The sequence below is a fragment of the Nocardia sp. NPDC060255 genome (genome assembly GCF_042727395.1).
Classification (GTDB): Bacteria; Actinomycetota; Actinomycetes; order Mycobacteriales; family Mycobacteriaceae; genus Nocardia.
This window is the reverse complement of record NZ_JBHXAU010000047.1, coordinates 1-13,295: the sequence shown is the minus strand read 5'-3', so window position 1 is coordinate 13,295 and position 13,295 is coordinate 1. Positions and strand designations below refer to the sequence as shown.

Genomic DNA, 13,295 nt, shown 5'->3' with positions numbered 1-13,295 from the left:
CTACCTGGAGCGCAACATGAGCACCACCACTCCCCGCATGGACGTCGCGATCCGCCGGACGCAGGATGCCGAAACCCTGGGCACCGACACAGTCACCATGCGGCTACTCCTCGATGCCGCGGACACCGACGGCGCGCTGAGCACGCTCGAGGTCACCATGCAGCAGGGGGCCGACGGTGCCGCGCCGCACTACCACACCAGCTCGGACGAGCTGTTCTACGTCGCCGACGGCGAATTGCAGCTGCTGGCCGGCGACAGGATCGTCACCGTCGGCACCGGCGGCACGATCGTGGTGCCGAAATTCATGCCGCACGCGTTCGGCGCCACGCCCGACAGCTCCGCGCGCATCATGATCGCGCTGATGCCCGGCGTGCAGCGCTTCGAGTACTTCCGGCTGCTCGACCGCATCGCCAAGGGCGAATCGCAACTGTCCGAACTGGCCGCCGCGCAGGAAGAGTTCGACAACCACTTCGTCGACGCACCGAACTGGTGGGCCGAGCGCAACGCCAACCGTCGCTGAGGCGGGTGCACAATTCACCTGTGACCAACCCGTCGTTGCAGGTCGGAACAACTCCGACCGCGAAGGAGGTTCGCAGGATATGACCTTTTCCGTACCGATCGTGGTCCGCGGCTACGAGCTCGACACGCAGGGCCATCTGAACCAGGCGGTCTATCTGCAATACGCCGAACACGCCCGATGGGAATTGCTCCGTGCGGCAGGCGCGCCGCAGGACAAGCTCATCGCCGACGGCATCGGACCGGTGGTGCTGGAGAACACCATCAAGTACCTGCGGGAGCTGCGCGGTGGCGACGAGGTCACCGTTTCGGTCGACTTCGAATGGTCGACCGGCAAGACCTTCGGATTCCGGCACGAGATCCGCAAACTCGACGGCACCGTCGCCGCCGAGATAACGACCACCGGTGGCCTGCTCGATCTCGCTGCCCGCAGGCTCGTCGCCGCGCCGGGCGAACGCCTCGCGGCGCTGGCCGAGCGCCCGGACCTGCTCGGTCTGTGAAGCGGCAAGTGCGGATGCACAGCCGTCAACCCGTGGCAATACCTCGCCAGAATTTACCGTTCGGAAATAGCTAAACGGTTGCGCAGGAACTATTTCTGGTGTACCGAAAATCTTTCGGCGCTAGCGCATCCTGCATCGAAATCCGGTTTGCCACCGGCCGTGAAATCTCCCGATCCGAACCGATCCGACCCTGCTGCGCGATATGATCCAGTTCACGCTCGGGGGTCGTGGCAAATCGCGAGCAGATCGGAGAAACAGTGATGACCGACGCACTCCGCCTCCCTGGCACCGCGCCGAAGAGTGACCGCGTTCCCCCGCTCCAGGGTTTGCTGGTAGCGGAGTCGGAACGCGATATCACCGTGCGAGTCGCCGAGGGAACGTGGACTTTCCGTCGGTCCGACGTGCTGCGCGTGCTCGATTCGCCGCTGCCCGACGGGGTCTCGTGCGTGCCCGACGGCATCGCCACCGTGCCCGACGGATTCGCGACCGATACCACCGAGCACGACGGTCGCCCGGTGCTGGTGGACATCCGCGCGGGCGCGACCGCCGATTTCACCCGCCGCCTGCGCATCGACCTGGTCGACCGGCCGATGACGCTCACCGAGACCCCGTCCGCAGCGCTCGGCGACGAGCAGTTACAGCAGCTCACCGACACCTGGGCCGACCGCTTGCAACTGACCGACCTCACCGGCGCGCACGGCGCCACCTTTACCTACTGCCAGACCAAGTCGCTCGCGACCAGCGACGACGGCATCAACTGCGACAGTCTCGACTGAGCGGTGCACGCATGACGGCACGCCGGGCGAGCTCGGTCCTCATAGTGTCGGAATCCGACGATCTACACGCCACCGCCATGGCCGCGACACTACGAGAACATCACGCGCTCAACGCCATTCACCTCGACCTGCGCGACTTCCCCCGGGAGTCGGGCAGTTTCCGGCTGGACCGGCTCGGCACCGCGCGCTCGCTCTCGCACCTGATCGGACTCGACGACGTGCGCTCGGTCTGGTGGCGCAGGCCGCATCCCGCCCAGGTGCCCGGCGGCGTGCGCGCCGCCGACGACGACTTCCGCCAAGCCGAATGCGACAGCTTCATCCAGGGCATGCTCTGGTCCATTCCGGCCAACTGGATCAACGACCCCGGCGCCGACCGCACCGCGACCCGCAAGATCGTGCAGCTGGAGACCGCGTTGCGCGCCGGGTTCGCGGTACCGGAGACGCTGATCACCAACGATCCGGACGAGGCCCGCAGCTTCGCCGAATCCCGGCCGGGCCCAGTCGTTTACAAGCGCACCGGGACCAGTCGCGCCGAGTTCGCGGAGACCAGGATCATCACCGAGGCCGACTACGGCAGGCTGGCCGGCATCCGATCGGCGCCGACCACCTTCCAGGATTACGTCGACGCCGAATGCGATCTGCGGGTGGTTTGGGTGGACGGCGTCGAATGGACGGTGCGCATCGACTCGCAGGCCGGGGTCGGCCGGGTCGACTCGCGGCTGGACACCTCGGTCGATTTCGTGCCCGAGCATCTGCCCGCCTCGGTGAGCAAGTCGCTCGCGACGCTGATGGGCGCGCTCGGATTGTCCTTCGGGGTCTTGGACATTCGGCTCGGCCTCGACGGCGAGTACTACTTCCTCGAGGTCAACCCGCAGGGACAGTTCGCGTACCTGGAGATCAAGACGGGTCTGCCGATTTTCCGGAGCCTGGCCAATCTGCTCGTCGACGGAGACGGGTCGGTCAGCGGCTACTGACGTAGCGCCACACTCGATTCGGTGCGGATGCACATCGAACAGCCGGGAACATCAGCGGCCGAACCCGATCCGGCGCGCACGACCGGATCAGGTTGTGCCGACACAACAATCGTCGACAACGCGTTGACCAGCGGATCCAGCGCACAGCACCGGCGGTGGCCGGACTCGATACCGCATCCGACCGGCCGAACTCACCGGTATCGGCGAAAAACATACCGCCGAAACCGGTTTCGAGTTTCCGGACGCTACTGGCTCTTGCGACGGTTGGCGCCGCCGCGGCTGCGGAGTTGCACATGCGACTCCACCAGTACGTTGTGGATGAAGCCGTAGGAGCGACCGGTTGCTCGCGCCAGCGAGCGAATGCTCGCCCCTGCCTCGTACTGCTTCTTCAACTGGGTCTGTAGGCGGTCCCGGGACTTCCCCGTGACGCGTGTTCCCTTACCCAGGGTGGCTTTGACTTGCGTGGGCCTGTCGCTCATGGCTTCCTCCGAGTCGCCGAGCAGCTCTTTCCAGGCTAAGCACTCGAGGGTCCGTGATCAACGGATTCTTGTGATGAAAGTCACGCGAGCTGAATAAGTTCCAAATATTCGGCGGACCAATGGTCTTCCGTACCGTCCGGTAGCAAGATCACTCGCTCCGGCGACAGCGCCTCCGCGGCACCCGGATCGTGCGTGACCAGCACGACGGCGCCCGCGTAAGTGCGCAGCGCATCGAGCACCTGCTCGCGCGACACCGGATCGAGGTTGTTGGTCGGCTCGTCGAGCAGCAGCACGTTGGCGGCCGAGGACACCAGGCCGGCCAGCGCCAGGCGAGTCTTCTCACCACCGGACAGCGTGCCCGCGGGCTGATCCAACTGGGGACCGGTGAACATGAACGCGCCGAGCAGGCTACGCAGGCTCTGCTCCCCCGCGTCCGGCGCGGCATGCCGGATGTTCTCCCACACGCTGGCCTGATCGTCGAGGGTGTCGTGCTCCTGCGCGAAATACCCGACCTTCAGGCCGTGTCCCGGCACCAGGTTGCCCGCGGTGGGTTGTTCGACCCCGGCGAGCATCCGCAGCAGGGTGGTCTTGCCCGCGCCGTTGAGGCCGAGCACCACGACCCGGCTGCCCCGGTCGATGGCGAGGTCGACGCCGGTGAAGATCTCCAGCGAGCCGTAGACCTTGGTCAGGTTCTCCGCCATCAGCGGCGTCTTGCCGCACGGGGCGGGCTCGGGGAACTTGATCCTGGCCACCTTGTCGGCGACGCGCACGTCGTCCAGCTCGGCGATCAACCGGTCGGCGCGCTTGGCCATGTTCTGTGCCGCAGTGGCTTTGGTGGCCTTGGCGCCGAGCTTGGCGGCCTGCACGCGCAGCGCGCCCGCCTTCTTCTCGGCGTTGGCGCGTTCGCGACGGCGGCGCTGTTCGTCGGTGGCGCGGGCGTCGAGGTACTTCTGCCAGCCCATGTTGTAGACGTCGGCCTCGCCGCGCACCGCGTCCAGGAACCACACCTTGTTCACCACGTCGCCGAGCAGTTCCACGTCGTGGCTGATCACGATCAGGCCGCCGTCGTGGTTCTGCAGGAAGCCGCGCAGCCAGGTGATCGAGTCGGCGTCGAGGTGGTTGGTCGGCTCGTCGAGCAGCAGGATGGTGTCGGAGCGGCCGCCGCTGCCGTCGGAGGCGGCGAACAGGATGCGCGCCAACTCGATTCGACGACGCTGACCGCCGGACAGGGTGCGCAGCGCCTGGGCGAGCACCCGGTCGGGCAGGCCGAGGCTGTTGCAGATGCGGGCCGCGTCGCTCTCGGCGACATAGCCGCCGAGCGCCGAGAACTGATCCTCCAGGCGGCCGTACTTGCGGACCGCCTTGTCGCGTTCGGCCTCGTCGGCCACCTCGGCCATCAGCGCCTGCTGCTTCTCCATGTCGCGGATCAGCGTGTCCAGGCCGCGCGCCGAGAGCACCCGGTCGCGGGCCAGGATGTCGAGGTTGCCCTCGCGCGGATCCTGCGGCAGATAGCCGATATCGCTGGAGCGCAAAATCTTTCCGGCGTACGGCTCGCCCTCGCCCGCCAGGATGCGCAGCGTGGTGGTCTTGCCAGCACCGTTGCGTCCGACCAGTCCGATCCGGTCGCCGGACTGCACCCGCAGGGCCGGTCCGGGGGCCGACAGCAGGGTGCGGACTCCGGCCCGGACCTCCAGGTCGGTCGCGGTGATCACAGATTTCTCCTCGCGGATCAGTGGTGCTGGGCGGTAGCTACTCGATTGTGCGACGCGATATGCACAAGAACCACTGATTTTACCTGGGTCCGGCGACCGCTTTTACCCACGGCGACGCACATGTGACGGCGCTAACTGCAGCGGCGAGTAGCCTGCCGATGCATGACGACCGATCTACTTGGCAAGAGTGCGCTTGTCTCCGGGGCCAGCCGGGGCATTGGTAAAGCAGTCGCGGCGGAGCTGTTGAGCCGTGGCGCGAACGTGCTGATCACCGCGCGGAAGAAGGACCCGCTGGAGGAGACTGCCACTGAACTGCGGGCCCTCGGGCATCAGGGCGAGGTCGTGGCGTTGGCGGGCAACTCCGGCCACGACGAAGATCGCGCCGCGGCCATCGATCGGCTCATGGCCGAATTCGGTTCGGTCGACATCCTGATCAACAACACCGGCATCAACCCGGTGTTCGGCTCACTGATGGACGCGGATCTCGACGCGGTGCGCAAGATCTTCGACGTGAACGTGGTCGCGGCGCTCGGCTACATCCAGCAGGCGTTCAAAGCGTGGATGGGTGAGCACGGCGGCGCGGTGGTCAATGTCGCCAGCGTCGCGGGCATCCGCTCGTCCGGCGTAATCGCCGCATACGGCGCGTCGAAGGCCGCACTCATCCGGCTCACCGACGAACTGGCTTGGCAGCTCGGACCGAAGATCCGGGTGAACGCGGTCGCGCCCGGCGTGATCAAGACCAAGTTCGCCGGCGCGCTGTACTCCGACGACGAGGAGCGCGCGGCCAGCATTTACCCGATGAAGCGACTCGGCACCCCCGAAGACGTCGCCCGGCTGATCGGGTTCTTGGTCTCCGACGAGGCCGCATGGATCACCGGCGAGACCGTGCGAGTGGACGGTGGCCTGCTGTCCACCGGCGGCCTCTGACCATCACGAAAATGCCGGTGGCCGTTAGTCACTCGCCGATGACAGCCGTCAACCACGCGCGGCCAGCGGGCACCCTTCACACGCGGCCTGCGGGCACCTGTCGTACGCGGCTCACCGCCACACCTCACGCGCTGCCCGCAGCCACCCGCCACACGCTGCCCGCGGCCACACATCGCGCGCGGCCCACCACCATCCGCCACACGCGGCCCACCACCACACGTCACGCGCTGCCCGCGGCCACCCGCTACACGCGGCCCACTACTACACGTCACGCGCTGCCCGTGACGACCCACCACACGCGGCCCACCACCATCCACCACACGCGGCTCACCACCATCCACCACACGCGGCCCACCACCATCCACCACACGCGGCCCACCACCACACGTCACGCGCTGCCCGTGACTACCCGTCACACGCGGCCCGCTGCCACCTGTCACGCAGAGCTCATGACCATCTGCCGGATGGGGATCGAAGATCACCCACCGCGCGGGACCTCCGACCGTTTGTTGCGCGAGGCGTACGGTCGACCTCCCGGGACCGACGATCGCCGAGCGCGCAGGACCCACTACCCCCTGTCGCGCGCGGCCCACGGCCGACTGTCACATAGGACCGGTGATCGCCCAAGTCACAGGGCCGATGACCTCCTGCCGCACGCAGCCCACGGCCGACCGTCCGGCAGGGCCGATGATCACCCGGCGTGCAAGGCAGGTGATCGTCCCGAGTGGCGGCGGGCTCTCGTCGATTGTTCGATGATCGTCCGATCAGCCACGTCGATGGGCCGCCTCATATCGACGCATTGGCAGCGGCCGGAGGCGACTGCGTGATGATGGACGTCATCGTCTGTGGACTCGGGCCTGCGGGGCGGGCGCTGGCGCATCGTTGTCTCGCCCGTGGGTTGTCGGTCACTGTTGTCGATCCGGCACCAGATCGGCCGTGGTCCGCGACTTACGCGGCATGGGCGGACGAGCTGCCCGGGTGGCTCGATCCGTCGGTCATCGCGGCCAGGGTCGCCGAGCCGATGGCGTGGGGAACTCGTGTGCATCGGATCGATCGGCCGTATGTGGTGCTCGATTCGGGTCGGTTGCAGAAGTCATTGGATCTGACCGGTGCCGAGATCGTCATCGATCGTGCGGTGGAGCTCACTCCAGGCAGGCTGTCGCTGGCCGCTGGACGGCCGCTGACGGGTCGACGGGTCATAGATGCACGTGGGATTGCCCGCTCGCCGCGATTGGCGGAGCAGACGGCGTATGGGCTCGTGCTCGACGAGCGGCGGTGCGCGGGACTCGCACCGTTGTTCATGGATTGGCGGGCGGACAACGGCTCGGCCGCCGACGCGCCTCGCTCGTTCCTCTATGCGGTGCCGCTCGGCGGCGGAACGATGCTGCTCGAAGAGACCTGCCTGGCCGGTCGCCCCGCGCTCGACGGCACCGAGCTGCGCGACCGGCTGCATCACCGATTGCGTTCGCGTGGAATCGAATTCGGCGGCGACGAACGGGTCGAACGAGTTCGTTTCCCGGTCGAGGGCGGTCGACCCGGTCGCCACACGTTCGGCGCGGCAGGCGGATTCGCACATCCGGCCACCGGCTACAGCGTGGCCGCATCACTCACCGCGGCCGATACCGTCGCGGCGGGAGCGCAGGCGTGGCCCGCTTCCGCACACGCCGTCCACCAGCTCCGCGCCGCTGGTCTGCGCGCGCTGCTCGCCCTACCGCCCGCCGACATCCCCGTTTTCTTCGATGCCTTCTTCACCATGCCGCCCGCCGCGCAACACGCCTACCTGTCCGGCCGAACCGATCTGACCGGCACCGTTACCGCCATGCGCACACTTTTCGGCGCACTCCCGCCCCAGCTGCGTCGGCGCGTCGCCGCCGCGACACTCGGGATGCCCATTCGCTCGCGTATTCGAATACCGTCCGCCATCATGGAAGAATGAGTGGGCCTTACCGTCCAGCACTCATCCGTTCCGAGCCGCCGAATCGGTGACCCGAGATACCCGCGTCGAGGGGATGCAGCAGTGAGGTCGATCTGGAAGGGCTCGATCGCATTCGGGCTGGTGAACGTCCCGGTCAAGGTCTATACCGCGACCGAGGACCACGATATCCGCTTCCATCAGGTGCACGCCAAAGATGGAGGCCGGATCAAGTACGACCGGGTCTGCACGGTGTGCGGGAAGTCCGTGCAGTACGCCGATATCGACAAGGCGTACGAGTCCCCCGAGGGCGACAAGGTCATTCTCACCGACGAGGACTTCGCCAAACTGCCCGCCGCCGAGAAGCACGAGATCCCGGTGCTGCAGTTCGTCCCGTCCGACCAGATCGACCCGATCCTGTTCGACAAGAGCTACTACCTCGAACCTGATTCCAGCACACCCAAGGCCTACGTGCTGCTGGCGACGACACTGGAACGCATCGACCGCACCGCGCTCGTGCATTTCACACTGCGCCAGAAGACCAGGCTGGCGGCACTGCGGGTGCGCGACGGCATGCTGGTGCTGCAGACGCTGCTGTGGCCGGACGAGGTGCGCGCGGTCGAATTCGAATCCCTCGACGGGGTCGCCGCGCCGCGCCCGCAGGAAATCAAGATGGCCGAGACGCTGGTCGAGTCCATGTCCGACGATTTCGATCAGGACCAGTACACCGACGAGTATCAGATCGAACTCAAGCGGCTGCTCGACGAGGCCATCGCCAGCGGCACCGGCAAGGTGCCCGAGCAGCCCGAGTCCGCACCCGTCGAGATGGACGCGGAGGTGGTCGACCTGGTCGCCGCGCTGCAACGCAGCCTGGAGGCCAGCGGTCGTCGCGCGGCGGGCGGCGGCGAGGAGAACGGCAAGGCCAAACCGGCGAAGAAGGCGGCGGCCAAGAAGACCGCCGCCAAGAAAACGGCCGAGAAGCCTGCGAAGAAGGCCGCCAAGAAGACGGCGGCCCGGAAGGGCGCGTGACGGCGCCACCGCATCCAGCTGGCAAACTATCGGCATGGATTCTGCCGTTGTGATCGTCCCGATGGGTCTCGGCCACCTGCGCCAGGTCCTCGATCTCGGTCACGAAGTCTTCGACATCACCACCAAGCCGTACACCTCGTGGTCGCTCACCTCGGTCGCCGAGCACCTGGACAGCCCCGACAACGCCTGCTGGGTCGCCCTCGATTCCGACCGGGTCGTCGGTTTCGTGCTCGGGTCGATGGAATTCGAGAACCGGGACGACTGGGCCTACCTCGAGTGGATCGCCGTCGCACCGGACATGCAGGGTCACGGCATCGCCCGGCGCCTGGTCGACGTCTGCTCCGAGGCGCTGTTCGCCCGCGGCGCGCGGCGGATCGTCACCGATGTCGAAGACCGCAACGCGGCCTCCACCGCCCTGATGACACGCAGCGGCTTCCTACCCGCCGCCACGGTAACTCTCTTCGTCCGACCGAATCCCAATGAGCCCGAACCGGATTCACACCTCGACGCCGCCGCCATCACGCCGGGCACCAAACGCGCACTGATCCGCCGCGGCCGCCTGGCCGGCGACAACCACCGCCCCGCCCGCTAGTACGGGCGACGAATCCAGGCTGCACACAACACCAGCCGCACACGGCATTGCTAGCCATTTCGGGCGCCGCCGCACAACTCCCGTGCAGGCTGGGCTTCCTCCCCGTTGCCGACACGGACCTGCACTGAGACTCGGGATCCGCACTGGCTTTAGGGCCCTAGAGTCAGTGCAGATCCCGAGATAGGTGCAGCTGCTGACGACTGGTGCTCGACAGTCTGCGGACAGCGGAGGGGCGCGCGCTGGATCAGCGAATGCGGGCGCCGGGCGCGGCCAGCGGCGGTTGCCGGCTGTCAGGGGCGGGCATCTGCGACTTTTCTCAGGAGCCACGCCGCCTCCGGGCGTCCAGAGCCGGTGCGAATCCCGAGAATGAATGCAGCTTGCCCATTGCGACTACCTGCGACCCGCTCGATCCAGCGCACGAATTACGTGGCCGCGCACGGTATTGCCAGCAATTTCGGTCGCGGCCGCACAACTCGTGCGCGAGATGGGCTTCCTCGCCGTTGCCGGCGCGGACCTGCACTGAGACTCGGGATACGCACTGGCTTTAGGGCCCTAGAGTCAGTGCAGATCCCGAGATAGAGTGCAGCTGCCGGTGACTGATGCTCGACGGTCCGCGGACAGCGGAGGGGCGCGCGCTGGATCAGCGAATGCGGGCGCCGGGCGCGGCCAGCAGCAGTTGCCGGCTGTCAGGGGCGGGCATCTGCGACCTTTCTCAGGAACCACGCCTCTCCGGGCCTCAAGAGCCCGTGCGGATCCTGAGAATCAGCGCAGCTTGCCCATTGCGACTACCTCCGACCCGCTCGATCCAGCGCACGAATTACGTGGCCGCACAAAGTATTGCTAGCAATTTCGGGCGCGGCCGCACAACTCGTGCGCGAGATGGGCTTCCTCACCGTTGGCGGCGTGGATCTGCACTGAGACTCGGGATCTGCACTGGCTTTAGGGCCCTAGAGTCAGTGCAGATCCCGAGATAGGGTGCAGATGCTATCCGGCGCACGCCGCCACGCACTATTACTGAGTTCCTGCACCTAAATTCGCATCCGATTTCTGGTGCGGGACATCAAGAAGCGTGCAGGTGTGGCCTATTCGACCGCGGCGCGCCCTTGCTCGAAAAATTCCAGCAGGGTTGCGAGGGAGTTCACCTCGTCGCGCGGACGGAACGCACCGAAGGAGGCGTTCCAGAACTCGCCGGTGCGCGGGGTCCACGGGCCGACGTAGGCATAGGGGCCTGAGTGGAATGAATCTCCCGGCGAGACACCGTAATTCACTTCGTCGATCGTGATGGACAGATCGAAGTGCTCCGGCCACAGCACCGGCGTCGCATCCGGCGCGAAAGAACGCAAAGCCTTGTCCCCCAGCGCAAACCAGTCGCCGACCAGTCGCGCCGCCGCCGGATCGATATCCAGCACACTGTCGGGATCAACCCCCGTCGTGTCCTGGTACACCCCCTTCGGCGCCTCCGGCTCGAACCCGGCCAGCCGCCCGAGCTCCCGATAGGTCCCCTGCAGCGGCGCTCGCCCATCCGCCCACACCAGTTCCGCGCCGACCACCGAAACAGGCCACTGCACGCCCTCGAACCCGTGCTCCACTGCCCGCAACCGGATCGTCCCGTGCTCCCGATATTGCGGCCCGGCGATCAACAACTCCGCCACCGCATGCAAACCACGCCGCGACCGCTCGTACATCTGTTCGTCCACCCCGGAATCATTACTTGTATAGCAGCCCTCCGCAGCACTTTACGCTCAGAGCGGAGCGTCGCCACAGCAGCTGCGTCAGCCCCCGCACCAACTCCACCCGCGGGAAACGAGCAGAGTCAAATGGTCGTTGTCCAAGATCTTTTGGTGACCATCTGACTCTGCTCGATTGGGCCCACGGGCTGTCAGCTGCGGGGCGTGATGTGCAGGGTGGCGAGGGTGGTGTCGGTGGTGGGTGGGGTGAGCTGGCATTGGGCTTGGTCGCTGGCGGCGTTGTTCTGCGTGCCGTCCGCGTTCTGGGCGACGGATGTGACGATCACTGTGTCGAAGAGGTGCACTGTGGCGGTGCCAGCGGTGTCCATGCTCGGGCCCGTACCGGTGTCGGTCGCGGTGAGGGTGACCGGGCCTGCTGCGGGCAACGGCGCCGTGGGGCCGACCAGGTGGTCAGGGCCTCCGTTCACTTCATCGGAGCCGATCACCGCCGAGGTACCGGTTTCTATTACGGCCAGGGCGGTCGCCGCGCCGGCTTGGCGCGCGACCGCGACAGCCGTCGCGGGAAGCTGAACCGTCGTGGTGAGAGTGATGGCGCCGACCGGCTGGTTCACCGGTACCGAATCGGGCAGGTCCCCCGTCGCATGCACAGACGTCGGGACGTGCTGGCCGTAGAGCGAGCAGTCGAAGTTGATGGTTCGGTCGATGTGGGTGGTTGCGGCGGCGGGCCCGGCACCCAGGACAAGGCCGGTCGCCGAGAGTGCGACGGCGGCAAGAACACTGACTGCCGGATTGATGCGGTTGTGCATCGTGATCACTTCTTTCAGAGAGCGAAGCCGGTCGATCTCCCTTACCGTAGGCTTGTCGAAAACTATTGTCGGGACGGCAGATTCGGTGCCAGCAGCGTTGGTGCCGAGACATCTTGCGGCATGACCCGACACTGGACACGGTGGCGAGGCTCGGCGATGATCAGGTCCGCGTTGTTTCGTATGAACGGGGAGATTCTGGTGTCAGTTCTGGGTAGGGCCGTGTTCGGCGCGGCGCTCACATCCACTGCGGCGCTCGCCTTCGCCGGTGCAGGGCCGGCGGGTGCGGCGGGTAATTATTATGGGACGCTGGCGTTTTCGCCGGGGGCCGGGAAGTTTGTCGAGGCTACCGATCAGCCGAGCTGGGTGGCGGCGGATGCGGCGGCGATCAGGGACTGCGGGGTTTACGATTGCCGGATTCTGGTGCGATTCTCCAATGGTTGCGCGGCTGTCGCACGGGGTGCGGATGGGCAGGTCGCGGCGGACTCGGCGCCGACGCGGCAGGACGCGGAACAGTTGGCGATCGCCAAGCTCGGTGAGAGTGCGCCGCCGTTTCCTGATCTCGGCAGTGCCTCGCCGCGGGCGGCGAGCATCGTGTTGTCCTCGTGCACGAAGAATGCGAGTTGAGCACGGTTTCGAATCGGTTAGGTCGGTGACGGGAACTCCCCGTCACCACGCCCCTTTGTGTGCGCCACAATTCGAGGGTTTCATTCCGAACGGCTCTGCTTCCCAGCGCTTTTCATGTCCAGAATGATTTGGACAAACCGGATGCGGTGCCCCATGATCTGACCCGTAGTTATTTCTTTCTCGGGGAGGATCACAATGTCGTTGTCGCGCAAGGCTGCTCTCGGCCTGGTCGTGTCATCCGCGGCCGTCCTGGTCGCAGCCGGTGCGGGCGCCGCCCAGGCCGAGCCGGACTCGACGGGCCGGTACTACGGGTCGATCGCGTTGAACCCCAAGAACGGGGACACCGCATCGTCGTGGAACTACCCGAGCTGGGAGTCGTCGGACGCCCGCGCACTGGCCGAATGCGGCAGTCGGGACTGTTTCGTGGTGGTGCGCTACGCGGACGGATGCGGTGCGGTCGCGGCGAATTCGGACGGCAAGTGGGCCGTCGGCACCGGCCGGGACCTGGCCGAGGCGGAACGCAACGCCATCGCCGCCCTCGGCCCGCTGGCGCCGCCGTTCCCCAACTTCGGTAGCTCGGCGCCCAAGCGGGCCGCGGTCCTGCACTCGCAGTGCTCGCCGGCCTGAGCACGCCATAACCGAACGAGGGGTGTCCACGCCGAGCGTGGACACACCCCCGGGTTGTTGTTAAACATCTATTTAAAACAAAAAACCAACCCCCACAAACCAAAAAAAAAAGCAAGAAGACAAAGAGGTGAAA

14 protein-coding genes are annotated in these 13,295 nt (G+C 66.5%); 10 read left to right on the top strand and 4 right to left on the bottom strand.

Translation table 11 applies throughout. The annotated features are described in order from the left end of the window. Window positions 1-16 precede the first annotated feature (16 nt). The 4 genes from ACFWF1_RS43205 to ACFWF1_RS43190 all read left to right on the top strand — a co-directional run bounded on the left by ACFWF1_RS43205 (window position 17) and on the right by ACFWF1_RS43190 (window position 2,766). Complete coding sequence (locus ACFWF1_RS43205; RefSeq protein WP_379289127.1) at window positions 17-520, top strand: cupin domain-containing protein; 504 nt, start codon at window positions 17-19, stop codon at window positions 518-520. Between the two features lie 79 nt (window positions 521-599). Beyond that, entirely contained in the window at window positions 600-1,016 is a 417-nt protein-coding gene (locus ACFWF1_RS43200; RefSeq protein WP_379289125.1) for an acyl-CoA thioesterase, read from the top strand. Window positions 1,017-1,276: 260 nt separating this feature from the next. Next, window positions 1,277-1,792 (top strand): hypothetical protein, encoded by a 516-nt coding sequence (locus tag ACFWF1_RS43195; protein ID WP_379289124.1) that lies wholly within the window; start codon window positions 1,277-1,279, stop codon window positions 1,790-1,792. Window positions 1,793-1,803: 11 nt separating this feature from the next. After that, on the top strand, window positions 1,804-2,766 hold the full coding sequence (locus ACFWF1_RS43190) for a hypothetical protein (protein WP_379289122.1): 963 nt from the start codon (window positions 1,804-1,806) through the stop codon (window positions 2,764-2,766). Window positions 2,767-3,011: 245 nt separating this feature from the next. Here ACFWF1_RS43190 and ACFWF1_RS43185 read toward each other — a convergent pair whose 3' ends face one another. Next, the gene (locus ACFWF1_RS43185) at window positions 3,012-3,245 is read right to left on the bottom strand and encodes a helix-turn-helix domain-containing protein (RefSeq protein ID WP_040736162.1); all 234 of its coding nucleotides are present in this window, start codon (window positions 3,243-3,245) and stop codon (window positions 3,012-3,014) included. An 80-nt stretch (window positions 3,246-3,325) separates the two neighbouring features. Next, window positions 3,326-4,957 carry an ABC-F family ATP-binding cassette domain-containing protein gene (locus ACFWF1_RS43180; protein WP_379289120.1) on the bottom strand — a complete coding sequence of 544 codons (1,632 nt, stop codon included), beginning with the start codon at window positions 4,955-4,957 and terminating at the stop codon, window positions 3,326-3,328. Between the two features lie 162 nt (window positions 4,958-5,119). Between ACFWF1_RS43180 and ACFWF1_RS43175 the strand changes: the two genes are divergently transcribed. The 4 genes from ACFWF1_RS43175 to ACFWF1_RS43160 all read left to right on the top strand — a co-directional run bounded on the left by ACFWF1_RS43175 (window position 5,120) and on the right by ACFWF1_RS43160 (window position 9,417). Then, entirely contained in the window at window positions 5,120-5,884 is a 765-nt protein-coding gene (locus ACFWF1_RS43175) for an SDR family oxidoreductase (RefSeq protein ID WP_379289118.1), read from the top strand. An 826-nt stretch (window positions 5,885-6,710) separates the two neighbouring features. Next, a complete protein-coding gene (locus tag ACFWF1_RS43170) occupies window positions 6,711-7,820 on the top strand; it encodes a lycopene cyclase family protein (protein ID WP_379289278.1) in 1,110 nt (369 codons plus the stop codon). Between the two features lie 81 nt (window positions 7,821-7,901). Then, window positions 7,902-8,825, top strand: coding sequence for a Ku protein (locus tag ACFWF1_RS43165; protein WP_379289117.1), 924 nt, complete (start codon window positions 7,902-7,904; stop codon window positions 8,823-8,825). 34 nt (window positions 8,826-8,859) lie between these two features. Next, window positions 8,860-9,417 (top strand): GNAT family N-acetyltransferase, encoded by a 558-nt coding sequence (locus ACFWF1_RS43160; RefSeq protein WP_379289115.1) that lies wholly within the window; start codon window positions 8,860-8,862, stop codon window positions 9,415-9,417. Window positions 9,418-10,499: 1,082 nt separating this feature from the next. Here the strand turns inward: ACFWF1_RS43160 and ACFWF1_RS43155 are convergent. Both ACFWF1_RS43155 and ACFWF1_RS43150 read right to left on the bottom strand, forming a co-directional pair. Next, window positions 10,500-11,114, bottom strand: a complete 615-nt coding sequence (locus ACFWF1_RS43155) for a hypothetical protein (RefSeq protein WP_379289113.1) — start codon at window positions 11,112-11,114, stop codon at window positions 10,500-10,502. Window positions 11,115-11,296: 182 nt separating this feature from the next. Then, on the bottom strand, window positions 11,297-11,911 hold the full coding sequence (locus ACFWF1_RS43150) for a DUF6801 domain-containing protein (RefSeq protein WP_379289111.1): 615 nt from the start codon (window positions 11,909-11,911) through the stop codon (window positions 11,297-11,299). 198 nt (window positions 11,912-12,109) lie between these two features. Between ACFWF1_RS43150 and ACFWF1_RS43145 the strand changes: the two genes are divergently transcribed. Next, the gene (locus ACFWF1_RS43145; RefSeq protein WP_379289109.1) at window positions 12,110-12,535 is read left to right on the top strand and encodes a DUF4189 domain-containing protein; all 426 of its coding nucleotides are present in this window, start codon (window positions 12,110-12,112) and stop codon (window positions 12,533-12,535) included. A gap of 195 nt (window positions 12,536-12,730) precedes the next feature. After that, window positions 12,731-13,162 (top strand): DUF4189 domain-containing protein, encoded by a 432-nt coding sequence (locus ACFWF1_RS43140; RefSeq protein WP_379289107.1) that lies wholly within the window; start codon window positions 12,731-12,733, stop codon window positions 13,160-13,162. The last annotated feature ends 133 nt before the right edge of the window (window positions 13,163-13,295 follow it).

Excerpts from the sequence above, each read along its gene's own strand:
- ACFWF1_RS43160 (WP_379289115.1), top strand. The coding sequence starts at position 8,860 with ATGGATTCTGCCGTTGTGATCGTCCCGATGGGTCTCGGCCACCTGCGC.
- ACFWF1_RS43175 (WP_379289118.1), top strand. The coding sequence starts at position 5,120 with ATGACGACCGATCTACTTGGCAAGAGTGCGCTTGTCTCCGGGGCCAGC.
- ACFWF1_RS43185 (WP_040736162.1), bottom strand. The coding sequence starts at position 3,245 with ATGAGCGACAGGCCCACGCAAGTCAAAGCCACCCTGGGTAAGGGAACA.
- ACFWF1_RS43140 (WP_379289107.1), top strand. The coding sequence starts at position 12,731 with ATGTCGTTGTCGCGCAAGGCTGCTCTCGGCCTGGTCGTGTCATCCGCG.
- ACFWF1_RS43200 (WP_379289125.1), top strand. The coding sequence starts at position 600 with ATGACCTTTTCCGTACCGATCGTGGTCCGCGGCTACGAGCTCGACACG.
- ACFWF1_RS43190 (WP_379289122.1), top strand. The coding sequence starts at position 1,804 with ATGACGGCACGCCGGGCGAGCTCGGTCCTCATAGTGTCGGAATCCGAC.
- ACFWF1_RS43195 (WP_379289124.1), top strand. The coding sequence starts at position 1,277 with ATGACCGACGCACTCCGCCTCCCTGGCACCGCGCCGAAGAGTGACCGC.
- ACFWF1_RS43170 (WP_379289278.1), top strand. The coding sequence starts at position 6,711 with ATGATGGACGTCATCGTCTGTGGACTCGGGCCTGCGGGGCGGGCGCTG.
- ACFWF1_RS43150 (WP_379289111.1), bottom strand. The coding sequence starts at position 11,911 with ATGCACAACCGCATCAATCCGGCAGTCAGTGTTCTTGCCGCCGTCGCA.
- ACFWF1_RS43205 (WP_379289127.1), top strand. The coding sequence starts at position 17 with ATGAGCACCACCACTCCCCGCATGGACGTCGCGATCCGCCGGACGCAG.